21 protein-coding genes are annotated in these 23593 nt (G+C 71.6%); 12 read left to right on the forward strand and 9 right to left on the reverse strand.

All coding sequences use genetic code 11. The annotated features are described in order from the left end of the window. Positions 1-89: 89 nt before the first annotated feature. Both ACIRD7_RS25160 and ACIRD7_RS25165 read right to left on the reverse strand, forming a co-directional pair. Positions 90-266 (reverse strand): hypothetical protein, encoded by a 177-nt coding sequence (locus ACIRD7_RS25160; RefSeq protein ID WP_403457004.1) that lies wholly within the window; start codon positions 264-266, stop codon positions 90-92. Positions 267-467: 201 nt separating this feature from the next. Then, entirely contained in the window at positions 468-3449 is a 2982-nt protein-coding gene (locus ACIRD7_RS25165; RefSeq protein WP_403457006.1) for an AfsR/SARP family transcriptional regulator, read from the reverse strand. 373 nt (positions 3450-3822) lie between these two features. Between ACIRD7_RS25165 and ACIRD7_RS25170 the strand changes: the two genes are divergently transcribed. The 6 genes from ACIRD7_RS25170 (at position 3823) to ACIRD7_RS25195 (ending at position 11406) form a co-directional block, all read left to right on the forward strand. Then, positions 3823-5055 (forward strand): amidohydrolase family protein, encoded by a 1233-nt coding sequence (locus ACIRD7_RS25170; RefSeq protein ID WP_403457009.1) that lies wholly within the window; start codon positions 3823-3825, stop codon positions 5053-5055. A 145-nt stretch (positions 5056-5200) separates the two neighbouring features. Next, positions 5201-6145: a TIGR03619 family F420-dependent LLM class oxidoreductase gene (locus ACIRD7_RS25175; RefSeq protein WP_403457503.1), complete on the forward strand. Its 945-nt coding sequence runs from the start codon at positions 5201-5203 to the stop codon at positions 6143-6145. A gap of 25 nt (positions 6146-6170) precedes the next feature. Beyond that, positions 6171-6941: an SDR family NAD(P)-dependent oxidoreductase gene (locus ACIRD7_RS25180; protein WP_403457011.1), complete on the forward strand. Its 771-nt coding sequence runs from the start codon at positions 6171-6173 to the stop codon at positions 6939-6941. A gap of 101 nt (positions 6942-7042) precedes the next feature. Continuing rightward, the gene (locus tag ACIRD7_RS25185) at positions 7043-8161 is read left to right on the forward strand and encodes an LLM class flavin-dependent oxidoreductase (protein ID WP_403457013.1); all 1119 of its coding nucleotides are present in this window, start codon (positions 7043-7045) and stop codon (positions 8159-8161) included. A 54-nt stretch (positions 8162-8215) separates the two neighbouring features. After that, the gene (locus ACIRD7_RS25190) at positions 8216-9946 is read left to right on the forward strand and encodes an amidohydrolase family protein (RefSeq protein WP_403457016.1); all 1731 of its coding nucleotides are present in this window, start codon (positions 8216-8218) and stop codon (positions 9944-9946) included. After that, positions 9943-11406 carry an aldehyde dehydrogenase family protein gene (locus ACIRD7_RS25195; protein WP_403457018.1) on the forward strand — a complete coding sequence of 488 codons (1464 nt, stop codon included), beginning with the start codon at positions 9943-9945 and terminating at the stop codon, positions 11404-11406. The genes ACIRD7_RS25190 and ACIRD7_RS25195 overlap by 4 nt, the downstream gene beginning before the upstream one ends. A gap of 20 nt (positions 11407-11426) precedes the next feature. On the opposite strand, the gene ACIRD7_RS25200 is transcribed toward ACIRD7_RS25195, so the two are convergent. Both ACIRD7_RS25200 and ACIRD7_RS25205 read right to left on the reverse strand, forming a co-directional pair. Continuing rightward, positions 11427-11726, reverse strand: a complete 300-nt coding sequence (locus tag ACIRD7_RS25200; RefSeq protein ID WP_403457021.1) for a type II toxin-antitoxin system PemK/MazF family toxin — start codon at positions 11724-11726, stop codon at positions 11427-11429. Then, positions 11723-11953 (reverse strand): hypothetical protein, encoded by a 231-nt coding sequence (locus tag ACIRD7_RS25205; protein WP_403457023.1) that lies wholly within the window; start codon positions 11951-11953, stop codon positions 11723-11725. Before ACIRD7_RS25205 ends, ACIRD7_RS25200 begins: the two co-directional genes overlap by 4 nt. 101 nt (positions 11954-12054) lie before the next feature. On the opposite strand from ACIRD7_RS25205, the gene ACIRD7_RS25210 reads away from it, so the two are divergent. Then, a complete protein-coding gene (locus ACIRD7_RS25210) occupies positions 12055-12204 on the forward strand; it encodes an alpha/beta fold hydrolase (RefSeq protein ID WP_403457026.1) in 150 nt (49 codons plus the stop codon). Positions 12205-12219: 15 nt separating this feature from the next. On the opposite strand, the gene ACIRD7_RS25215 is transcribed toward ACIRD7_RS25210, so the two are convergent. After that, complete coding sequence (locus ACIRD7_RS25215; RefSeq protein WP_403457028.1) at positions 12220-12612, reverse strand: nitroreductase/quinone reductase family protein; 393 nt, start codon at positions 12610-12612, stop codon at positions 12220-12222. Positions 12613-12724: 112 nt separating this feature from the next. Between ACIRD7_RS25215 and ACIRD7_RS25220 the strand changes: the two genes are divergently transcribed. Beyond that, a complete protein-coding gene (locus tag ACIRD7_RS25220) occupies positions 12725-13552 on the forward strand; it encodes an endonuclease/exonuclease/phosphatase family protein (protein ID WP_403457030.1) in 828 nt (275 codons plus the stop codon). Between the two features lie 15 nt (positions 13553-13567). Here the strand turns inward: ACIRD7_RS25220 and ACIRD7_RS25225 are convergent, their stop codons facing one another. Next, positions 13568-15085, reverse strand: a complete 1518-nt coding sequence (locus ACIRD7_RS25225) for a CehA/McbA family metallohydrolase (protein ID WP_403457033.1) — start codon at positions 15083-15085, stop codon at positions 13568-13570. 222 nt (positions 15086-15307) lie between these two features. On the opposite strand from ACIRD7_RS25225, the gene ACIRD7_RS25230 reads away from it, so the two are divergent. The 3 genes from ACIRD7_RS25230 to ACIRD7_RS25240 all read left to right on the forward strand — a co-directional run bounded on the left by ACIRD7_RS25230 (position 15308) and on the right by ACIRD7_RS25240 (position 19545). After that, positions 15308-16156 (forward strand): LLM class F420-dependent oxidoreductase, encoded by an 849-nt coding sequence (locus ACIRD7_RS25230; protein WP_403457035.1) that lies wholly within the window; start codon positions 15308-15310, stop codon positions 16154-16156. Between the two features lie 135 nt (positions 16157-16291). After that, entirely contained in the window at positions 16292-18880 is a 2589-nt protein-coding gene (locus ACIRD7_RS25235) for a bifunctional FO biosynthesis protein CofGH (RefSeq protein ID WP_403457037.1), read from the forward strand. A gap of 113 nt (positions 18881-18993) precedes the next feature. After that, a complete protein-coding gene (locus ACIRD7_RS25240) occupies positions 18994-19545 on the forward strand; it encodes a hypothetical protein (RefSeq protein WP_403457039.1) in 552 nt (183 codons plus the stop codon). Positions 19546-19557: 12 nt separating this feature from the next. Here the strand turns inward: ACIRD7_RS25240 and ACIRD7_RS25245 are convergent, their stop codons facing one another. Continuing rightward, positions 19558-20055, reverse strand: a complete 498-nt coding sequence (locus ACIRD7_RS25245; protein ID WP_403457042.1) for a DUF2165 domain-containing protein — start codon at positions 20053-20055, stop codon at positions 19558-19560. Between the two features lie 90 nt (positions 20056-20145). Between ACIRD7_RS25245 and ACIRD7_RS25250 the strand changes: the two genes are divergently transcribed. Further along, positions 20146-22602, forward strand: coding sequence for a tetratricopeptide repeat protein (locus ACIRD7_RS25250; protein WP_403457045.1), 2457 nt, complete (start codon positions 20146-20148; stop codon positions 22600-22602). Here ACIRD7_RS25250 and ACIRD7_RS25255 read toward each other — a convergent pair. After that, positions 22588-22782, reverse strand: coding sequence for a DUF397 domain-containing protein (locus ACIRD7_RS25255; protein ID WP_403457048.1), 195 nt, complete (start codon positions 22780-22782; stop codon positions 22588-22590). The genes ACIRD7_RS25250 and ACIRD7_RS25255 overlap by 15 nt on opposite strands. After that, positions 22779-23591 carry a helix-turn-helix domain-containing protein gene (locus tag ACIRD7_RS25260; protein ID WP_403457050.1) on the reverse strand — a complete coding sequence of 271 codons (813 nt, stop codon included), beginning with the start codon at positions 23589-23591 and terminating at the stop codon, positions 22779-22781. Before ACIRD7_RS25260 ends, ACIRD7_RS25255 begins: the two co-directional genes overlap by 4 nt. Positions 23592-23593 lie beyond the last annotated feature (2 nt).

The following is a 23593-nucleotide window of genomic DNA, read 5'->3' on the forward strand; positions in this document are numbered from 1 at the left end:
TGCGCCCCGGCCCCGGACACACCTCGGCCGCGACGGCTCCCCCTCCGCGCCGCCGCGGCCGATCCCCGTGTGGGTGGAAGGTCCTTGGGTCAGACGGGCTCGTCCGTGGCGTGGATGTTGTCCGTGCCGACCTCGGTCTCCTCGTCCGCCTTCAGCGGGTTTTTGCCCTTGAGGGGCTCGCTGGTGGCGTGGATGTTCTGCGTGCTCACGTCGTCCGCGTCGGCGTCCGTCGCGTGGATGTTCTCGGTGCCCGTGGTGTCGCTCATGTCGACAGCCTCCCCTGAAAGTTCGGTGCGTTGACGAGAGGCCGGCCCGGCGACTCCCCCGAGGGTCGCCGGACGGGCCTCTCAGGCCGTCACTTTAATGTGACTGCCCAGGTCACCCCGTCTGCCCCCCGACGCGACGGAACGACACGACGATCGTGTCGGACGGCGATAAACGAACGATGAACGCGCCCTCTTGAGGTGTCATGCCACGGCGACCGGAGTGATCAGCGCACGGACCGAGTCGGCCTCGGCGGCGCCCAACGCCTCGTAGATCTCCAGGGATTCACGCCAGCAGACCTGGGCGCGGCCCGCCTGGCCGACGCCGTCGAGGGCGTGCCCGAGCACGACGAGCACATTGCCCCGGCGCCACTCGCCGCCGATGCCCCGCAGCACGGTGAGGGCCATCTCGGCGTTCTTGGCGGCCTGCGCGGGCCGCCGGCCGGCGAGGTCCGCCTCGGCGAGCCGGAACAGCGACATGCCCTCCCAAAGGCGCTGCCTGCTGTCCCGGAACACGGTCAGCGCCTCGTGCAGCCGGGTCGTCGCCTCCGACAGCCGGCCGCTCTGGGTGAGCGCGAGACCCAGCGCGTAGCGGCCGTTGGCGCCCTTGAGGGCGTGTTCCATCGCGTCGTACATGTCGGTGCCCTGCTGGGCCAGGGACACCGCGCTGTCGGTGCGCCCGGTCGCCAGGTGGATGCGGGAGAGGTTGCACAGCGCGCTGGCCTCGCCCGGCCCGTCCTGGCAGCCCCGGAAGCCCTCGATGGCGCTGGTGAGATGGGCCTCGCCGTCGTCGTAGCGGTTCTGGTAGAGCGCGATCACGCCGCGGGTGTTGGCCGCCCAGCAACTGGTCAGCGGGTCACGGCCGGCGCTCAGCGCCGCGGCCTCCTCGGCGGCCTGGTTGGCGATGTCGAAGCGTCCGGTGATGTGGTGGACGTACCCCACCATGATCAGCGCGCGGGCCTCCGCGTGCGGGTCGGCGGCCTCCCGCGCGGCCTCCCGCAGCGCCGAGGCGACCCCCTCGTACGCCTTGGAGTTGGAGCCGGACTCGGCGAGATCCACCGACGCCCACAGGGTGTCGACGGCCCGGCGCAGGAAGTCCGGCCGGGTGGACTGGCGCACGCACGCGAGCAGCGACACCGCCTCCGCGTACAGCCAGTCCCGTGCCTCGTGGCGCTGCGCGAAGGTCAGTCCCGGGTACTCGGTGGCCTCCAGGTGGTCCACCAGCCGGTCGCCGGGCCGCTCGATCGCGTAGACCCGGGCCGCCGTGGCCAGGTAGAAGTCCAGCAGCCGCGACAGCGCCGCGTCGCGCTCGCTGGGCGGCCACTCGTCCCGCTCCGCGCACGCACGCGCGTAGAGCCGCACCAGATCGTGGTAGCGGTAGCGGCCGGGTGCCGCCGACTCCAGGAGCGAGGTGTCGACGAGGGCCTCCAGCAGGTCCTCGGTGTCCTCCAGGGGGAGGTCCAGTACGGCCGCGGCCGCCGGCAGGGAGATGTCCGGGCCGTCGGCGAGGCCCAGCAGCCGGAACGCCCGTGCCTGGGCCGGGTCCAGGGCGCCGTACCCCAGCTCGAAGGTGGCCTTCACGGCGAGGTCCCCGGCCTGGAGTTCGTCCAGCCGGCGGCGTTCGTCGGCGAGCTTGGCGGCGAGGACCGAGACCGTCCAGGTGCGGCGGGCCGCGAGGCGGGACGCGGCGATGCGGATCGCCAGCGGCAGGAAGCCGCACGCCGCGACCACGTCCAGCGCGGCCTCCCGCTCGGACGCCACCCGCTCCTCGCCCACGATCTTCGTGAACAGGGACAGCGCCTCGTCGGGGGACATCACGTCCAGGTCGACGAGGTGGGCGCCGGCGAGGTCGACCATGCGGACCCGGGAGGTCACCAGGGCGGCGCAGCCCTCCGTGCCGGGGAGCAGCGGCCGCACCTGCGCCGCGTCGCGCGCGTTGTCGAGGAGGACCAGGACCCGCCGGCCGTCCAGCACCGAGCGGTAGAGCGCCGCCCGCTCCTGGAGCGAGTCGGGGATCGCCGAGTCCGCGGTGCCGAGGGCCCGCAGGAAGGAGCCCAGCACCGTCTCCGGCTCCGCCGCCCGCGGGCCCGCGCCCTGGAGGTCGACGTAGAGCTGCCCGTCGGGGAAGGCCGCGCGGGCCTGGTGCGCCACGTGCACCGCGAGGGTCGTCTTGCCGACTCCGCCGATCCCGGCCAGCGCCGAGACGGCCATCACCCGGCCCTCGGTCCCGGAGGCGGAGGCCAGCACCTCGCTGAGCTCCCGCACGAAGGCCGAGCGGCCCGTGAAGTCCGGCACGGTTGCGGGCAGTTGCGCCGGGCGCACCGTGACCGCCGGCGGTTCGGCCACCGGCGACGACGGCTCCGCGAGGCCGGGGTCGGCCTGGAGGATCCGCTGCTGGAGCTCGCGCAGGTCCGGCCGCGGATCCACCCCCAGCTCGTCCGCCAGCAGGCGCCGGGTGTCCGCGTACACCGCCAGCGCCTCCGCCTGCCGGCCGCTGCGGTACAGCGCCAGCATCAGCAGCTCGCGCAGCCGCTCGCGCAGCGGGTGCTCCGCGGTCAGCGCCGTCAGCTCCGAGACCGCCTCGGCGTGGCAGCCCTGCTCCAGGTCCATGTCGAGGCGGGATTCGAGGAGCTGGAGCCGCCACTCCTCCAGGCGGACCCGCTGGGCCTCGGCGTACGGCCCCGGCACCCCCGCCAGCACCTCGCCGTCCCACAGCGCAAGCGCCCGCCCCAGCACCTCGCGGGCATGGCACAGATCCCCGGCACCGCGGGCCTTCTCCGCCTCCGTCGCCAGCTCCTGCGCCACGGTGAGGTCCAGCGCGCCCTCGGCGAGGCCCCGCACCGCGTAGCCGCCCGACTCGCTCACCAGCACCCCGGGGTCGAGCACCTTGCGCAGCCGGGAGGCGTACGTCCGCAGCGCCGCCAGCGCCTGCGAGGGCGGCTCCTCGCCCCACAGGGCGTCGATCAGCTCCGCCGCGGTCGCCGTACGGCCCTCGCGCAGCAGCAGGGCCGCGAGCAGGGCGCGTTGCTGGGGGGAACCGGTGGCCAGCTGCTCCTCGCCGCGCCAGGCACGCACCGGACCGAGTACGCCAAAGCGCAGCGCCGCCGCCGGCTCAGCCGGCTCCGCCGCGTCCGTCGAGGAGGCGGGACTCCTCTGCTCCGGCACTCGCGGTACCCCGTCGTCCATCGCAGTCCCCCTAGACCCTGTCGTCTGGATCATCCCGGCGTCGCGGGCCCTGGCACGCCCATCTGCCGCGTTGTCGTCGGTCGCCGACGCTCCGCGTCGACTCCCTCCTCCGCCTTGCAGCTGCACGCACCAGACCCCGCTCGGGTCGGCCGAGAGGAACTGATCCTCGCAGCCGGGCTGATCCAAACGACAGGGCCTAGGACCCATTTACATCCCCGCCAGTTTGCCTTGTTCATGGCAGATGCGTCAGCTCCGGAGAGGGTGATCACCGCTGGACGCGCGGGATATCACAGGGTCCTCACGCGCTCTTCGCACGACGGTGGCCCTTCCCGCGTAGCTGACGGGCCGTCAGATCGGCGCTACCGTGAGCGCCATGGACACCGAGACGACGTTTCCGCTGATCATCTCCGTCGACGACCACACGGTGGAGCCCTCGACGGTGTGGCAGGACCGGCTTCCGAAGAAGTACCTGGACGTCGGACCGCGCATAGTCCGGGCGCCGCTGAAGGAAATGACCTTCCTGGGCGGGCGGTTCAAGCCCGTCATGGGCCGGCCGGGCGACGACGGGCCGGTCGGTGACTGGTGGGTGTACGAGGACCTGCACCGGCCCCTGACCCGCCTGGACACCGCGGTCGGCTACAGCAGGGACGAGATCAAGCTGGAGGTCATCACCTACCAGCAGATGCGCCAGGGCTCGTACGACGTCCCCGCCCGCCTCGCCGACATGGACGTCAACCACGTCCAGTCCGCGCTCTGCTTCCCGACCTTCCCCCGCTTCTGCGGCCAGACCTTCACCGAGGCCCAGGACCACGACCTGGGCCTGCTGTGCGTCCAGGCCTACAACGACTGGATGGTGCAGGAGTGGTGCGGCCCGGACGCGCGGGGCCGGCTCATCCCGCTCACCCTCATCCCGCTCTGGGACGCCGAGCTGGCCGCCGCGGAGGTCCGGCGCAACGCGGCGCGGGGCGTGCGGGCCGTCGCGTTCTCCGAGATACCCCCGCACCTCGGACTCCCGTCCGTCCACACCGACTACTGGGACCCGTTCCTCGCCGCCTGCGACGAGACCGGCACGGTCGTCGCCATGCACATCGGCTCGTCCAGCCGGATGCCCTCCACCTCGGCCGACGCCCCGCCCGCCGTCGGCTCCACCATCACCTTCGCCAACTGCTGCTTCTCGATGGTCGACTGGCTGATGAGCGGCAAGTTCGAGCGCTTCCCGAACCTCAGGGTCATGTACGCCGAGGGCCAGATCGGCTGGATCCCGTACATCCTGGAGCGCGCGGACGTGGTGTGGGAGGAGAACCGCGGCTGGGGCGGGGTCGCCGACAAGGTGCACCGGCCGCCGTCCGAGCTGTTCGCCGACCACGTCTACGGCTGCTTCTTCGACGACGCCTTCGGGCTGCGGAACCTCGACTCCATCGGGGTCGGCAACGTCCTCTACGAGACCGACTACCCCCACTCCGACTCCACCTGGCCGAAGTCCCGCGAGGTCGGCGAGGCGCAGATGGGGCATCTGGACGCGGACGTGGTCGACCGGATCGTCCGGCGCAACGCGATCGAGCTGCTGGGCCTGACCGACGACGGGCTGTGGCCGGGCGGGGCATGACCGGGCACCTCCGGGACGCGGCGCACGCTCCCCGCCGGTGACGGCCGTGGATCGCCCCGCACCCCTTGTCTGTTGTGGCGCCGGCCCGGACGATGGCGCCTGAATGTGACGGGCCGTCAGATCTAGTCGAGGAGGGTGTGTGTCCATCCAAGTCCCGCCGGACGGGCGGACGCTGTTCGGGATACAGCTCCCCGTCCAGTCGCAGAGCACGATCTACGCGGAACCCTGGGAGGCCGCCGCCGGACCGGCGGACCTGGTGGCCGTCGCCCGCGCCGCGGACCGCGCCGGCTTCACCTACCTCGCTAGCTGCGACCACGTCGCCATCCCGCGCCGTCTGGCCTCCGCGATGAGCACGGTCTGGTACGACCCGGTCGCCACCCTCGCCTTCCTCGCGGCCGCCACCGAGCGCATACGCCTGCTCAGCCATGTGGCGGTGGTCGGCCTGCGGCACCCCCTCCTGACCGCCAAGCAGTACGCCACCCTCGACCATCTCTCGGGCGGCCGGCTGATCCTCGGGGTAGGCGCCGGGCACGTGCGCGAGGAGTTCGAAGTGCTCGGCGTCGACTTCGAGCGGCGCGGATCCGTGCTGGACGAGTCGATCGACGCCCTGCGCGCCGCCCTCGGACCCGAGGAGTTCCCCGAGCACCACGGCAAGCTCTACGACTTCGAGGGCCTCGGCCAGCTGCCCCGCCCCGCCCAGGAGCGCGTCCCGGTCTGGGTCGGCGGCTCGTCCCCGGCCGCCGTGCGCCGGGCCGCGCTGAAGGCCGACGGCTGGCTGCCGCAGGGCGACCCGCGCGACCGGCTGCCCGCGCAGATCGCGCGGATACGGCGGCTCAGGGAAGAGGCGGGCATCGAGGGGCCGTACGTCATGGGCGCCATCGTCGAGCCGCTGTACGTCGGCACGCCCGCCTGGGACGTCGGGCGCCGCACGCTCGCCGGGGCGCCGGACGCCCTCGCGGAGTCGCTGCGGGCGTACCGGGCGATGGGCGTGGACCAGCTCCAGGTGCGGTTTCGCAGCCGCGATCGCGCCGAACTCACCGACCAGGTCACCGCGTTCGGGGCCGAGGTCGCGCCCCTCCTCGACGACTGACAGGACGACCGACAGAGGGAGAGCCATGGGCAAGCTGGACGGACGGACGGTCATCGTCACGGGCGCCGCGCGCGGGCAGGGCGAGCAGGAGGCCCGGCTGTTCGTGGCCGAGGGCGCGCGGGTCGTCGTGGCCGACGTGCTCGACGAGCAGGGGCAGGCGCTGGCCAAGGAGCTGGGGGCGCTGTACGTCCACCTGGACGTCGGCCGGGAGGACGACTGGCGCGCGGCGGTCGCGGCCGCCAAGGAGGCGTACGGCCGGATCGACGGGCTCGTGAGCAACGCCGGTATCCTGCGCTTCAACTCCCTCGTCGACACCCCCCTCGACGAGTTCATGCAGGTGGTGCGGGTCAACCAGGTCGGCTGCTTCCTCGGCATCAAGAACGTGGCACCCGAGATGGAGGACGGCGGCACCATCGTGAACACCGCCTCCTACACGGCCGTGACGGGCATGGCGGCCGTGGGGACCTACGCCGCCACCAAGCACGCCGTCCTCGGCCTGACCCGCGTCGCCGCGCTGGAGCTGGCGCCGCGGGGCATCCGGGTCAACGCGATGTGCCCCGGCGCGATCGACACCGCCATGTCCAATCCGGCGCAGCTCGACCCGGGCGCGGACGTGGAGGGGATGAGCCGGGCCCTGGACGAGCTGTACCGCAAGCTCGTGCCGCTCGGCCGGATCGGGAAGCCGGCCGAGGTGGCCCGCCTCGCGCTCTTCCTGACCTCCGACGACTCCTCCTACATCACCGGACAGCCGTTCGTGATCGACGGGGGCTGGCTGGCCGGGGTGAGCGTCATCTGACGTGCCGTCAGCTATTGACGGTCCACGTGCGCGGTGCCACAGTCGGCGGCAGGTGGAATCTGACGGAACGTCAGAAACGGACGTGGGGACGGTGAACCTCCTTGGAATTCGGGCTCTTTGTACAGGGATATGTGGGCAAGCGCGCCGAGACCGACCCGCTCGCCGAGCACAAGGCGCTGATGGAGGAGACCGAGTACGTCATCCAGGCGGACAAGTCGGGCTTCAAGTACGCGTGGGCGTCGGAGCACCACTTCCTGGAGGAGTACTCGCACCTCTCCGCGAACGACGTGTTCCTCGGCTACCTGGCGCACGCCACCGAGCGCATCCATCTCGGTTCGGGCATCTTCAACCCGCTCGCCCAGGTCAACCACCCGGTGAAGGTCGCCGAGAAGGTCGCCATGCTCGACCATCTCAGCGGCAACCGCTTCGAGTTCGGCAGCGGGCGCGGCGCCGGGTCGCACGAGATCCTCGGGTTCATACCGGGCGTGACCGATATGAACTACACGAAGGAGATCTGGGAAGAGACCATCGCCGAGTTCCCGAAGATGTGGCTCCAGGACGAGTACGCCGGCTTCCAGGGCAAGCACTGGTCGCTGCCGCCGCGGAAGGTCCTGCCGAAGCCGTACGGGAAGTCGCACCCGGCGATGTGGTACGCGGCCGGGTCGCCGCCGTCGTACGCCATGGCGGCGCGCAAGGGGCTCGGGGTACTGGGCTTCAGCGTGCAGAAGGTCGCCGACATGGAGTGGGTCCTCGAGCAGTACAAGACGGCCGTCGTGAACGCCGAGCCGATCGGCGACTTCGTCAACGACAACGTGATGGTGACGACGACGGCGATCTGCGCGCCGACGCACGCCGAGGCGATCGAGACCGCGGTGAACGGGGGGCTGCACTATCTGCCCTCGCTGGTGTTCCGGTACCACGACACCTTCCCGCGGCCCGAGGGCTTCCCGGTGTGGCCGGAGACGCTGCCCGAGTACACGCCGGAGTTCGTGGAGCTGCTCATCGAGGAGGAGCTGCTGATCTGCGGGGATCCGGACGAGGTGCTGACGCAGTGCAAGCGGTGGGAGCAGGCCGGGGCCGATCAGTTGTCGTTCGGGCTTCCTGTTGGGGTGCCCAAGGAGGAGACGCTGCGGACGATCCGGCTGATCGGGGAGCACGTGATTCCGAAGATCGATACGGATCCGGTGCATCGGACTTCGCGGTTCCGGGCGGGTGCTTGATCGTCGTCGGCGGCTGCGGGTGGGCTGTCCCACCGCTAACCAGGAGGTGAACCCATGCTCGATCACGTCATCAAAGGTGCGACCGTCGTCGATGGGACCGGTGCGGCCGCCTTCACCGCGGACGTCGGTATCCGGGACGGTCGTATCGCTGTCATCGGTACTGTCACTGAACAGGCCCGTACCAGCGAGGACGCCGCCGGGCTCGTTCTCGCCCCCGGGTTCGTCGACCCCCATACCCACTACGACGCCCAGCTGTTCTGGGACCCGTACGCGACGCCCTCCCTCAATCACGGGGTGACGACCGTCGCGGCGGGGAACTGCGGGTTCACCCTCGCGCCGCTGAACCCGGCCCGTCCCGACGACGCCGACTACACCCGTCGCATGATGTCCAAGGTCGAGGGGATGTCCCTGGTCTCGCTCGAGGAGGGGGCGCCCTGGAGCTGGAGCTCCTTCGGGGAGTATCTGGACGCCCTCGAAGGGCGGATCGCCGTCAACGCGGGCTTCATGGTGGGGCACTGCGCGCTGCGCCGGTACGTCATGGGGGCCGACGCGGTCGGCGGGCAGCCCAGCCGGGAGCAACTCGCCGAGATCGTAAGGCTGTTGCACGACGCCATGGACGCCGGTGCCTGGGGGTTCTCCACCACCCAGTCCTCCACCCACTCCGACGGCGACGGCAAGCCGGTGGCCTCCCGGCATGCCGAGCCCGCCGAGCTGCTCGCCCTCTCCAAGGCCGTGGGGGAGCACGAGGGGACGCAGATCGAGGCGATCGTCGCGGGGTGTCTGGACCAGTTCAGCGATGCCGAGATCGACCTGTTCGTCGAGATGAGCGCCGCCGCCGGGCGGCCCCTGAACTGGAACGTGCTGACCATCGACTCGGCCGTTCCGGAGCGGGTGCCCCGGCAGCTGCTGGCGAGCGAGCGGGCGCGCAAGGCGGGCGGCCGGGTCGTGGCGCTGACCATGCCGATCCTCACGCCGATGAACATGTCGCTCGGCACCTTCTGCGCGCTGAACCTGATCCCCGGCTGGGGGCCGGTCCTCGGGCTGCCCGTGCCGGAGCGGATCGCCCGGCTGCGCGACCCCGAGGTGCGGGCCGAGATGCTGCGGCGCGCCGGGTCCAGGGAGGCCGGCGTCTTCCGGCGGCTGACCAACTTCGGGCGGTACGTCATCGGCGACACCTACAGCGACGCCAACCGGGGTCTGAGCGGCCGGGTCGTCGCGGACATCGCACGCGAACGCGGCCAGGAACCCTTCGAGTGCCTGGTGGAGATCTGCGCCGCCGACGAGCTGCGCACGGTCCTGTGGCCGATGCCCACCGACAACGACCCCGCCTCCTGGGCGCTGCGCGCCGAGGCCTGGCAGCACGAGGACGTCCTGCTGGGCGGCTCGGACGCCGGGGCGCATCTGGACCGGATGTGCGGGGCGCCGTACACGACCCGGTTCCTCGGGGACTGTCTGCGCGGGCGGAGACTCGCGAGCCTGGAGCAGGCCGTCAGGATGCTGACGGACGACCCGGCCCAGCTCTTCGGACTGCGCGAACGCGGCCGGATCCAGGAGGGCTTCCATGCGGACCTGGTGCTCTTCGACCCGGAGCGGATCGACGCGGGTACGGCCACCCTGGTGCACGACCTGCCGGGTGACAGCCCGCGGCTGGACTCCAGGGCGATCGGGGTGCGGGCCGTGTGGGTCAACGGGGTCGAGGCGATCCGGGACGACGTGGTGAGCGGGGCCGTGCCGGGGCGGGTGCTGCGCTCGGGGCGGGACACCAGGACGGTGGCCACCCGGTGAACTTCGACGGCGCCGACCGGCAGCGGTTGTTCGTGGGGGGCTCCTGGGTGGAGCCGGACGACGGCCACTACGCCGTGGTCGATCCGGCCACCGAGGAGACCGTCGGCGGGGCTCCCGAGGCCTCGCGGGATCAGGTGCACGCGGCCTGTGCCGCGGCCCGCGAGGCCTTCGGGCCGTGGTCGCGTACGACCCCCGAGGAGCGGGCGGCCGTGCTGGCGCGGGCGGCGGACATCATCCACGGCCACCTCGTGCCCTACGCCGCACTCGCCCAGGCCGAGACCGGCGCGACCACGGGCACGGCCCGGGGCATGCAAGTGGGCGTCGGGGCGGCCCGGTTCCGGCGGTACGCGCGCGTGGAGCCCGCCGAGTGGGCGATCCCGCCGCAGATCAACGAGGCCGGCCCGATGGGGAGAGCCGGTGTGATGGGCGCGCTGGCCGTGCGGCAGCCCGTCGGGGTCGTCACCTGTATCACCTCGTACAACAACCCGTGGGCCAACCCGGTCGGCAAGATCGCCCCCGCGCTGGCCATGGGCAACACGGTGGTCGTGAAACCGGCGCCGCAGGATCCGCTGTCCGTCTACCGGATGGCGGAGGCGCTGGAGGCGGCGGGCGCGCCGCCGGGTGTGGTGAACGTCGTCTCCGGCCGGTCCGTGGCGGTCGGCGAGGCCGCCGTGTCGTCCCCGGACGTCGACATGGTGAGCTTCACCGGGTCCACGGCGGTCGGGCAGCGCATCGCCGAGGTGTGCGGGCGGGACATGAAACGCCAGCTGATGGAGTTGGGCGGGAAGGGCGCGGCGGTCGTCTTCGACGACGCCGACCTGGGGTCGGCGGTGGCCGGCATCGGCACCACCTTCTCCTTCTACAGCGGGCAGATCTGCACGGCGCCGACCCGGGTGCTGGCCCAGCGGGGCGTGTACGACCGGCTGGTCGAGCAACTGGCCGGGTACGCACGCCGGTTGACGGTCGGGGATCCGCGCGAGGCGGCCACGGTCGTCGGGCCGGTCATCTCGGCGGAGCACCGGGACCGGGTGGAGTCGTACGTGGAGACGGGCCGCAAGGAGGGCGCGGTGGTGGTGGCCGGCGGTGAACGGCCGCCGTACGAGCGGGGTTTCTACGTGGCACCGACCCTTCTCGCGGACTGCACCAACGACATGCGGGTCGCCCGGGAGGAGATCTTCGGGCCGGTCGTCTGCGTGATCCCCTTCGACGAGGAGGACGAGGGCGTCGCCCTCGCCAACGACACCGACTACGGCCTCATCGACTACGTCTGGTCCGGCGATGTCGCCCGCGCCTTCCGGGTCGCGCGGCGGCTGCGGGCCGGCGGGGTCGGGGTCAACACCGTCGGGCGCAACATGGAGGCGCCGTTCGGCGGGTTCAAGCGGAGCGGGGTGGGGCGGGACGTCGGGTCGTACGCCCTGCATGCCTACAGCGAGGTGCAGGCGATCGTGTGGCCGGGGTGAGCGGAGTCTCGTTGGCCCGACTATAGGTCGAGCACGGCACGGAGGCCGATCTCCACCGCTTCCATGACGCGCTCGCTGACGGAACCCAGGTCGTCGGTGTAGCGGGTGGCGGACAGCGTGCGGAATTCGCCGAGGACGATGGTGCCGGTCGAGGGTGATTCGATCGGGATATCGACGAGGGTGGCCTCACGGACCTGCTGCGGGTAGATCAACACGCAGGTCGCGGACTTGTTCTGGGTGTTGAGCGCATCGGACGAGATCACCAGGACGTGGGCGGGGCCTCCGGCGAAGGACAGTTCGTAGACATGCCCCCGCTTCACCGGCTCGCCACCCGGCCCCACCGCTCCAGAGTGGCTTCCTCGCTCTCGGCGGGCTCTGCCATCGTCGGCACGATCCCGGCCTCGGCTCGCACTGACGCGGACTTCTCCAGTTCCTCGGAGAGCATCTGCCGACGCAGTATGCGAGCCGTGTAGGCCGAGGCGTTCCCCTTCGCCTTCACGAAGGCGGCCACGTCATCGGGCAGGCTCATCGTCATGTTGACCGTCATGCTGCCATCATATCAGCCTCAATGTCCCCGCGTATGGCGATCGGCCGGAGCCGGAAGCCCCGGTCTTCGCCCTGCTCCTCGGTAGGCGGGACCAGCCCGAGGTGATCCGCTGCAACGAGGCGATGGCCGCCCGCATCCCCGGCTGCCGGCTGGTCCGGCACCCGGACTGCGACCACTTTCCGACGCTGCGGGCGCCGGACGACGTCGCACGGCTGGTGACGGAGCTGTGCGAGCGGGCCGCCGCCGGATGAGCGCGGCCCTGCGCGTCAGTCGGTGAGGTCCACCCGGACCGTCAGCAGCTGCGCGCCGAACGTCCGCACCCCGGCGCTGTTGAACCGGGGCAGCGTGCGCAGACGGGCGATCGGGTCGTCGTCGGGCAGCAGGTGCGCGGTGCCGGTGTGCCAGCGGCCCCTGATCCGCACCCGCACCCGCGGATCGGCCTTGATGTTGCGTACGTACTGCGACCGCTCCCCGAACTCCGACACCAGCCAGAAGGAGTCCCCGACCCGGCGCCCACCGAGCGGTGTGCGCCGCGGCAGGCCCGAGCTGCGGCCCGTCGTCTCCAGCAGGGTCTGGGTCGGCAGGCGGCGCATCACGGCGTTGAGCCGTCGCTGGAAGGCCCTGACGGCCCGGTACCTGGCATCCACACGGTCGGACATGGTTCGCGGATCTCCTGTCTCGTAGCGAGGCTGATGCTCTTCAATGTCTCTCACTGAGGTTCGAACGAGCGATGGGGCCTCGAACGGTTCCATGACGAGAGACGGTGGCCGCATGCGGGTGGTGACCTGGAACCTGTGGTGGCGCTTCGGCCCCTGGGAAGAACGGCAGAAGGCGATCCTCGCCGCGCTGCGCGAACTGCGCCCCGACGTGGTCGGCCTGCAGGAGGTGTGGGCGGCGCACGGCGAGAACCAGGCCGAGTGGCTGGCCGGCGAACTCGGCATGCACTGGGCCTGGGCCCCCTCGCCCGCCCCCGAGCGGTGGCGCCGCCGGATCGGCGATCCCGCGGTCGACATCGGCAACGCCGTGCTGAGCCGCTGGCCGGTCGCCGCCCAGCGCACGCTGCGCCTGCCCGCCCCCTCCGACGTGGACGACGGCCGGCTCGCCCTCTTCGCCCGCCTGGCCGCCCCCTCCTACGACATCGCCTTCTTCACCACCCACCTCACCTCCGCCCTGCACGGCTCGGCCGTGCGCTGCCGGCAGGTCACCGCGCTCGCCGAGTTCGTCGCCGAGAACCGGGGCGATACGCCCTTTCCGACCGTCGTCACCGGCGACTTCAACGCCTGGCCGGACTCCGACGAGATCCGTCTCTTCGGCGGCTACCGCACCGCGCCGGCCGTGCCGGGCCAGGTCTTCTTCGACGCCTGGCAGTACGCCGACCCGGACGCCCCCGCCGTCACCTGGGACCCCGCGAACCCGTATGTGGCGGTAGGCCTGGAGCCGGGCGTGCGGATCGACTACATCCACGTCAGCCCGCCCGGACCGGGCGGGCTGGGCCACGTCCGGTCCGTACGACGCGCCTGCGACGGCCCGCTCGACGGCGTCTGGCCGTCCGACCACGCGGCGGTGGTGGCCGACCTGGGGGAGGCACCGGCGCCCTGAGGGGCGACGGAGCGCTTACGAACGTCCAAGGAAGATCGGGTTCGTGAACGCCGCCAGCGCCCCCGGCAGCGGCCCCAGCGCGGCCTCGTGCCGCAACTCCGCGCGGACGTACGCCGCGTACGAGGGCGTCGTCCGCCACTCCACGACCCCCGCACCCGACACCGGAAGCGGGTCGCTGGTGAGCAGGACGCCCTGGTCGGTGACGAAGCGGACCGTGCAGCGCGGGGCGCCCGAGGCCTCCAGGCGGACCGTCACCGGGGCGTCCCGGTCGACCTCCAGCCGGCCGCCGATGCCCGCCTGCCGGCCCCGGCCGCCGGAGACGGTGAAGGCGAGGGACACCTTCTTCGACTCGGCGATGTACGACCGGCCCGCCTTGATGCCCTCCTGGATCGCCTCACGCGTCAGATCGTCGGCGAGGACGACCGTCTGCGGGGAGCCGACCGGGTCGGGGCTGCGGTGGGCGTCGCTGTTGCCCATCGCCGGGATCCAGTCGCGGCCGTGCTCGCGCACCGACGCCACCAGCATGCTGTCCCAGTCCGCGAGGGACACCTCGTCGTCCGGCGTCCAGGGGCCGTTCCAGACCTCGATCGCGTCGGCGTCGCCGAAGCCGAACTTCCAGTTGCAGCCGACGCAGGTGGCGTGCGGGTGGGCCGGGACCACCAGGCCGCCCGCGCGGCGGATCTGGCGGGCGAACTTGCCGAAGCGGTTGTCGCGCGCCCGGTAGCGCCAGTCGACGAACGTCCCCGGCTCGACGCCGAGCGCCACCACATGGCCGTTGCGTGTGGTGATCTCCTCGCCCAGCATCACGAGCAGGTCGTCGCCCGCCGCGTCGGCCCAGTGGGCGTGCGCCGAGTGCGTGTTGTGCTCGGAGCTGTTGATGAAGTCCAGGCCTGCCTCGCGTGCGAGGGCCGCGATCTCCGCCGGGGTGCGGCGGCCGTCGGAGTACCAGGAGTGGAGGTGGCAGTCACCGCGGTACCAGGCGCGCCCGCGGCCCTTCGCCCGCTCCGGCGGGTACGTCGGCTCGACGGCCTCGGCCTGCTCGCCGTACGTCAGCGTGATCGTGATCTCGTAGGCGAGGCCCTGCGGGGACACCGTGTAGGGGCCGAGGGCGATCTGCCAGGTGCCCTCCTCGATCGGCCCGGGGAGGTAGCCCGGCGTCGCCTCGTCGGCGCGGATGAAGAACTCCGTGCGCGCACCGCCCGACCAGCCCCGAAAGCCCCTGCCGCCGAGCTCGGTGCCGTGCTGGTCGAAGATGCCGATGTCGAGGGCGTTGCCCGGGGTGCCGGCCGGGACGGACGGGCGTTCGTAGGTGTAGGAGACCTTGATCTCCCTCACCCCGTCCGGGACTTCGACGGGCACGTAGACGAAGTCGGGTGCTCCGGGCGGGAGGGTCCCGCGTACCGTGCGGGTCTCGGCGTCGTGCATGTCGTCCGCCCCTCTCGCGAAGGTCACGCTTCCCAACGTAAGCGCGGCCGCGGCGCCCGTCACGAACAGGGCGCGTCTGCCCAGGCCGGCGTTGTGGTCCTCGCACATGCTGCTGCTCCCCAGGTCGTCGTCAGTGACAGGGCATGGGTGGTGCAGTGGTGGTGCGTGCAACCTTCGTATTCAGCCGTGAACTGCCGGGCAAGGGAAGGGAATCACCAGTCAATCAGCGGCCGATCGTCAGCTGACGAAGCGCGGGCGGTTTGCGGGCGCCTGGTTTGGGCCGACCGGTCGGTATCGACATCGTGGTGCGCACGCGGTAGAGATGCGGTCATGCGCATCTCCGTGACGATCTTCCTCACCGACGAGACCATCACCCCGCTGCGGCTCGCCCGTGAGCTGGAGCAGCGCGGGTTCGCCGGGCTGTATCTGCCCGAGCACACCCACATCCCCGTCGAGCGGACCACGCCGTACCCGGCCGGCGGCGATCTGCCGCCCGAGTACGGCCGCACCCTCGACCCCTTCGTCGCCCTCGGCCAGGCCGCCGCCGTCACCGACCGGCTCGGGCTCGGCACCGGCATCACGCTGGTCGCCCAGCACGACCCGATCGACCTGGCCAAGCAGATCGCGACCCTGGACCATCTGTCCGGCGGACGCTTCACCCTCGGCCTCGGCTTCGGCTGGAACGTCGAGGAGGCCGCCGACCACGGCGTGGACTGGCGCACCCGACGCGAACTGGTCCGGGACCGGATGGCCCTGATGCGGGCCCTGTGGTCGGAGGAGCCCACCGCCTACGAGGGGGAGTTCGGTTCCGTACGCGCCAGCCACGCCTACCCCAAACCGGTACAGAAGGCGCGCGGTGCGCGGGTCAACGGCCCCCGCACCCTCATCGGCGGCGCCGCCGGCCCGAAGCTGTTCGCACACATCAGCGAGTACGCGGACGGGTGGCTGCCGATCGGCGGGCGGGGACTGTCCGAAACTCTCCCTGTGCTGCGGACCGTCTGGGCCGACGCCGGCCGCGACCCGAGTGCCCTCCAGGTCGTGCCGTACGCCGTGTTCCCCACCCCCGGCAAGCTCGCGCACTACGCCGAGTTGGGCATCGAGGAGGTCGTGGTACAGCTGCCCCCGGCGGGGGAGGCGGAGGTTCTGCGGGTGTTGGACGAGTATGCCGAGTACCTGTAGACGAGGGGCGGCGAAGCCGACCTCAAAGGGGCGCGGGGAACTGCGCGACCAGCCACAACGAACCCGCACCCGGCAACGAATCGCACCACCCGGAACCGTCCCCGACCGCTCGGACCTCGAACGTATGCTCAAAGAATGACGACTCCCGCGACCCCCGGAACCGGCGGCCCCACCGAGAACTCCACCCGTCGCGCCCTCAAACGCGCCCGGGACGGCGTCGCACTAGACGTCACCGAGGCGGCCGTACTGCTCCAGGCCCGCGGCGAGGCCCTCGACGACCTCGCCGCCTCCGCCGCCCGGGTGCGTGACGCGGGCCTGGCGGCGGCCGGCCGCCCCGGCGTGATCACGTACTCGAAGAGCGTCTTCATCCCCCTCACCCGGCTGTGCCGGGACAAGTGCCACTACTGCACCTTCGTCACCGTCCCCGGCAAGCTGCGCCGCGCCGGGCACGGGATGTTCATGTCCCCGGACGAGGTCCTCGACATCGCCCGCAAGGGCGCGGCCCTCGGCTGCAAGGAAGCCCTCATCACCCTCGGCGACAAGCCGGAGGACCGCTGGCCCGAGGCGCGGGAGTGGCTCGACGCGCACGGCTACGACGACACCATCGCCTACGTCCGGGCCATCTCCATCCGGATCCTGGAGGAGACGGGCCTGCTCCCGCACCTCAACCCGGGCGTGATGACCTGGACCGACTTCCAGCGCCTCAAGCCCGTCGCCCCGTCGATGGGCATGATGCTGGAGACGACCGCCACCCGCCTGTGGTCGGAGCCCGGCGGCCCGCACTACGGCTCCCCGGACAAGGAACCCGCCGTCCGCCTGCGCGTCCTGGAGGACGCCGGCCGCTCCTCCGTGCCCTTCACCTCCGGGCTCCTGATCGGGATCGGCGAGACGTACGAGGAGCGCGCGGAGTCCCTCTTCGCGCTCCGCAAGATCTCCCGGGCGTACCACGGCATCCAGGAACTGATCATCCAGAACTTCCGCGCGAAGCCGGACACGGCGATGCGCGGCATGCCGGACGCGGAACTCGACGAACTGGTCGCCACGGTCGCCGTCGCCCGGCACATCATGGGCCCGAGCGCCTGCCTCCAGGCCCCGCCGAACCTGGTCGACAGCGAGTACGAGCGGCTGATCGCGGCCGGTGTCGACGACTGGGGCGGGGTCTCCCCGCTGACCATCGACCACGTCAACCCCGAGCGCCCCTGGCCGCAGATCGAGGAACTCGCCGAGCGCTCGGCGGCGGCCGGCTTCGAGCTGCGGGAACGTCTCTGCGTCTACCCGGAGTTCGTCCGGCGCGGCGAGCCCTGGCTGGACCCGCGGCTGCTCCCGCACGTACGGGCGCTGGCCGACCCGGAGACCGGCCTCGCCCGGCCCGACGCCGTCGTCGAGGGCCACCCGTGGCAGGAGCCCGAGGAGGCGTTCGTCCCCTCCGGCCGTACGGACCTGCACACCACCATCGACACCGAGGGCCGTACGTCCGACCGCCGCGATGACTTCGACGAGGTGTACGGCGACTGGGACGCCCTGCGCGAGGCGGCCGCGCCCGGGATGGCGCCGGAGCGCATCGACACCGACGTGCGCCAGGCACTGGCGACCGCCGCCGACGACCCGACCCGGCTGACCGACGCCGAGGCGCTGGCGCTGCTGCACGCGGACGGCACGGCGCTGGACGCGCTGTGCCAGGTGGCCGACGACGTCCGGAAATCGGTGGTCGGCGACGACGTGACGTACATCGTCACGCGGAACATCAACTTCACCAACGTCTGCTACACGGGCTGCCGCTTCTGCGCCTTCGCCCAGCGCCGCACGGACGCCGACGCCTACACCCTCTCCCTGGACCAGGTCGCCGACCGCGCCCAGCAGGCGTGGGACGTGGGCGCCGTCGAGGTCTGCATGCAGGGCGGCATCCACCCGGACCTGCCCGGCACGGCGTACTTCGACATCGCGAAGGCCGTCAAGGAACGCGTCCCCGGCATGCATGTGCACGCCTTCTCGCCCATGGAGGTCGTCAACGGCGCGACCCGCACCGGCATGTCCATCCGAGAGTGGCTGACGGCCGCGAAGGAGGCGGGCCTGGGCTCCATCCCCGGGACCGCCGCCGAGATCCTCGACGACGAGGTCCGCTGGGTCCTGACCAAGGGCAAGCTGCCGACGGCGACGTGGATCGAGGTGGTCACCACGGCCCACGAACTGGGCCTCCGCTCGTCGTCGACCATGATGTACGGCCATGTCGACCAGCCCCGCCACTGGCTCGGCCACCTGCGTACCCTGGCCGGCATCCAGCAACGCACCGGCGGCTTCACGGAGTTCGTGACCCTGCCGTTCATCCACACCAACGCGCCGGTGTACCTGGCCGGCATCGCCCGCCCCGGCCCGACGACCCGCGACAACCGTGCGGTGACGGCCATGGCCCGCCTGCTCCTGCACCCGTACATCCCCAACATCCAGACCAGCTGGGTCAAACTGGGCACCGAGGGTGCGGCCGAGATGCTCCGCTCCGGCGCCAACGACCTCGGCGGCACCCTGATGGAGGAGACGATCTCGCGGATGGCGGGCTCGTCGTACGGCTCCTACAAGTCCGTACGCGACCTGGTGGCCGTCGCCGAGGCCGCCGGCCGCCCGGCGAAGCCCCGCACCACGCTGTACGGCGAGGTGTCCGAGGAGCGGCAGCGGGCGGCGGCCGCCTCGGACGGGCATCTGCCGGAGCTGCTGCCGGTACTGGACTGAGGAGAAGAACCGGGGAAGGACCGAGGAAGGACCGGAGAAGGACCCTCCGCGGGGCTCGGTACGATGATCCGACCCCCGCTGGAGGGGTGCCTTAGCTGAGGAGATGCGTGCCCGTGCCTGCTCCCAAGGTCTGGGTGACCGGTCTGACGGTGGGAGCGATAGCCGCCGTCACCGCTCTCGCCGTGCAGGCCGACAAGGGGCCGCACCCGACGGCCGCGTCGGCCCGCCCGAGCGCGTCGGCCCCTTCGGGCGCGAGCCCCGCCCCGACGAAGTCCACCGCGCCCGCCGCCGTGCCGAAGGGCTCGGGCACGGGTCGCCGGATCGTCTACGCCCTCGGCCAGAAGCGGGTCTGGCTGGTCGACGCGAGCGAGGCGGCCCGCCGCACGTTCGCGGTCTGGCCGGGCACGGTGAGCCCGGATCCCGGCAGCTACACGGTGTCGTCCCGCACCATGGCCACCACCGGCTCGGACGGCGTGCAGATCGAGAACATCGTCTACTTCGCCGCCAAGTCCGGCATCTCCATCGCCTTCTCCAACGCCGTCGACGGCTCCTCGCCCCCGCCCGCCGGGGACAAGCAGACCGGCGGGGTGCGCATGCGCGCGGCCGACGGGGCGGCGCTGTGGGCGTTCGGGGAGTCGGGTACGTCGGTGGTCGTGGTCAGGTAGCCGTGCTGTGGCTCAGGCGGACTGCTGCTGCGGCAGGTGGTTGACGATCAGCACGACACCGCTGAACAGGAACACCCGGGTCGCCGCGTCGAGCCCGTTCCAGTCCCCGGACTGCCACATCGAGAACCACTCACCGCCGATCGCGATGAACCCGGCACCGAAGAGCAGCATCAGCATCAGCAGGCCGTACGTGGAGAAGCGGCGGGCACGGGCGTAGTCGCGCCGCGCCCACAGCCAGGTGCCGAAGACGAGCACGAGGGCGGCGACGGTCTCCCAGACGATGATGGCGACGTACGCCGTGTCCTGGAGCCCCTTGCTGGTGATGGCTCTCCACATCAGGTCCTCGTCCTTGAACGTGGTGTCCATCGCCAGGACGTGCTGGACGAACTGCTGGTTCGTCCCGAAGTCGGTGATGTTCCCGAAGGCGACCAGGGCTATGTAGAGGGCCACCGTGCCGGTGAGGAGGGTGGCGGCGAGGTGGAGGGGGCTGCGTGGGGGTGTGGTTGGCATGGTGGTCATCTTCCCTGTGGGGCCGCTGTGTTCGGAACGCATTGAGCCAGAATGGGGAGGACGGGCTCGGGGCGGACGAGAGGACCTACGGTGACGCAGGCGCGGCCGTCGATGCAGGAGCTGATCCGGCAGCGCAGGCGCGCCGGGTTCGTGGGGCGGGGAGCCGAACGGGCCGCGTTCCGGGGGAACTTCGACGTCCCCCCGGAGGACGAGCGGCACCGGTTCCTGTTTCACGTGCACGGGAACGCGGGCGTCGGAAAGACCTTCCTGGTCAGGGAACTGGAGCAGCTGGCCCGGGAGAAGGGGGCGCTGACCGCCTACGTCGACGAGACCGTCGCCAGCGTGCCCGAGGCGATGGCCGCGATCAGCCGCCAGTTCGCCGCGCGGGGACACAAGTTCAAGGAACTGGAGCGGTTGCTCGCCGCCCACCGGGAACGACGGCACGAGGCGGAGGCCGCCGTCGCCGCACTGGAGCCGGAGCCGCAGGCACCGTCGGCCGGCAGTACGGCGGTGATGCGGGCCGGGCTCGTGGGGCTGGGCATGGTGCCGGGGGTCGGCGCCTTCGCCGGGGCGTTGGACGCCGACCGGCTCGCCCAGGGCGCCGACCGTCTGCGGGCGGGGCTCAGCTCCCGCTTCCGAAGCCAGGACGACGTGCAGCTGGTGCTGTCACCGGAGCGCGTCCTCACACCGGCACTGCTCACCGAGCTGACCGACGTGGCATCGGCGGCGCCTTGGATCGTCCTGTTCTTCGACACGTACGAACGCACGGGACCGTTCCTGGACGGGTGGCTGCACGAGGTGATGACCACCGACCGGCACGGCACGCTGCCCGCCACGGTCGTCGTGGTCACGGCGGGCCAGCACCCCTTCGACACCACCCGCTGGGGCGGCTTCGCCGACTTCGTGGCGGACATGCCCCTCGGGTCCTTCACGGAAGCGGAGGCGCGGGGCCTGCTCGCGGACAAGGGCGTGCGCGACGAACCCGTTGTCGCGGAGGTGCTGCGGCTCACCGGTGGGCTCCCGGTGCTCGTCTCCACCCTCGCGGAGACGCGCCCCGCCGAACCCGCGGATGTGGGGGACCCGAGCGGAACGGCCGTGGAGCGGTTCCTGAAGTGGGAGCCGGATCCGTTGCGCAGGGCGACCGCCCTGGTCTGCGCGCTGCCGCGGACCCTGGACGCGGATGTCTTCCGTGCGCTGGTCGACTGCCCTGACGAGCAGTTCGACGAGCTGTACGCGTGGCTGACGGGGATGCCGTTCGTCAGTGAGCGCGAAAGCCGGATGCGGTACCACGATCTCGTACGCGCACCGATGCTGAGGCTTCAGCGCAGGCAGTCGCCCAGGAAATGGACGGAGCTCCACCGACGCGTCGCGCAGACGTTCACGAGGTGGCGCGAACAGGCCGAAGCCGATCTGGACCCGAGCGAGTTCTGGAAGGAGGCGGACTGGCGGGAGCTTCGGCTCGCGGAGTCGTATCACTCCCTGTGCGCGGGGCCTCGTGCCGCGATCACCCCGGCCCTGACGGACCTCGTCACCGCCTGCGACCACGGAGACGACATCCTGCGGCCGTGGCTGCGGCTCCTCGTCGAGGTGAGCGAGGACGCGGACGCCGACGCGGTACGGATGTGGGCAGACGGACTGGCCGAGGCGCACGCGACGGGTGGGGTGGCCGAAGTGCTCCGGCTCCTGCTGAGCCGCGCCCGCGGTGAGGAGGAGTGGCCGGCCACCGCGCGGGCAGCGCGCGGCGATGCGCTGGCACGGAGCGGGGACCAGCAGGGGGCGCTGGAGGAGTACGACCGGGCCCTCGTTCTCCACCCGGACCTGGTGCGGGCCTACCGGGGCAAGGTGCTGGCCCGCAGCGCGCTCGGCGACTACCGAGGCGCCCTCGAAGACCTCCGCCGGGTTCTCGAACTGGAACCGGACAACCCGTACAACCTGTTCCTGCGCGGCGAGCACCAACGGATCCTCGGCCGCTACGACGAGGCGATCCGTGACCTGGACAGGGGCATCCGGCTCGACCCGAACCAGGAGTTCGCCTGGGCCTCCAGGGGCTCTGCCCGGCTCAGTCGCGGTGAACTCGACGAGGCCCTGGCGGACCTGAACCACGCGCTCGAACTCAAGCCGGACTACGCCTGGGCACTCGCCCGCCGAGCCCGTCTGTGGCGCGCCCGTGGGGACCATACGAGACAACTGGCGGACCTCGACCGGGCCGTGGCCCTGCAACCCGACTGGGCCTGGGGCCGCTGTGAGCGCGGCGACGCACTCCGCAGGGCCGCACGTGACGAGGAGGCTCTCGTCGACTACGACCGGGCCCTGGAGCTGGACCCCGAGTACGCGTCGGCGTACGCGAGCCGGGGTGCCTCCCTGGCCAAGCTCGGCCGCTACGAGGAGGCGCTCGCCGACCTCGACCGCGCTCTGGAGCTCAACCCCTCGTACGTCTGGGCCCTGGAACGGCGGGCGGCCATCCACCGCCGACTCGGCGTGGCCGACCGGGCGCTGGCGGACGAACGCCTCGCGGCCCGTCTGTCCGAGCCGTCAACGGCGACGTGAGGCGGGGTCGGTCACGAACGCGGCCCACGACGAACCCGTGAACGTGAGCCGTGCGCCGTCCTTGTCCTTGGAGTCTCGGACGTGGACGGTGGGGTCGGTGGGGGATATGGCGACCTCTACGCATTCCGGGCCGTCGTTGCTGCTGTAGCTGCTCTTGAACCACTCCAGGGCGGAGGTCATGTCTCGTCTCCCAGGACTTTCTCGATGAAGGCCAGCGACTCTCGGGGCGGCAGGGCCTGGGCCCGGATCATTCCATAGCGCATATCCAGGATCTGAACTTCCCGTGGATCACTGATCACACGGCTGTGCAACTGAGCCTCGGAGTGCCCCAGCGTCTTTCCGCCCCGGAGTTTCAACAGCTGGAGCGAGCCGCCCATGCCCGCGTGGTCCTCACGGTCCGTGGGCATGACCTGAATCGCGACGTGCCTCAACGCGCTGATCTCCAACAGGTGTTCGAGCTGCTGGCGTAGCACCATTCTGCCCCCGATCGGCCGCCGCAGCGTCACCTCTTCCTGGACAAAGGTGAGGTGCGGGGCGGGAGTCCGCTCGAAGACGCGTTGGCGTGCGATGCGCGCGGCGACCTGTCGCTCGATCTCGTCCTCCGAGTACGAGGGCCGCCGCATCGCGAACAACGCCCGCGCGTACTCCGGGGTCTGGAGCAGGCCGTGCATGTTGTGGTTGGCGTAGGCGCCGAGCTCGACGGCCTCGTCCTCCAGCTTCGCCAGATCCCGAACCTTCTTCGGATACCGCGCCCGCTCCACGTCCTCCTTCATGGAGGCGAGCTTCCCGCCCGCCCCGAGCACCTCATCGGCCTTGTCCAGGAAGTCCGGCTTCGGGATCCGCCGACCCCGCTCCACCGACGAGACCATCTCCTCGCCGTACCCGATGGCGGCGCCCAGTTCCCCCTGCTTCTTCCCGGCGGCCTCCCGCCACATCTTGATCTGCCGTCCGACCGTCCTGAGAACGGCCTCGGCCTCCTCGTCCTCCACGT

Source organism: Streptomyces sp. NPDC093568 (assembly GCF_044764945.1).
Taxonomy (GTDB): Bacteria; Actinomycetota; Actinomycetes; order Streptomycetales; family Streptomycetaceae; genus Streptomyces.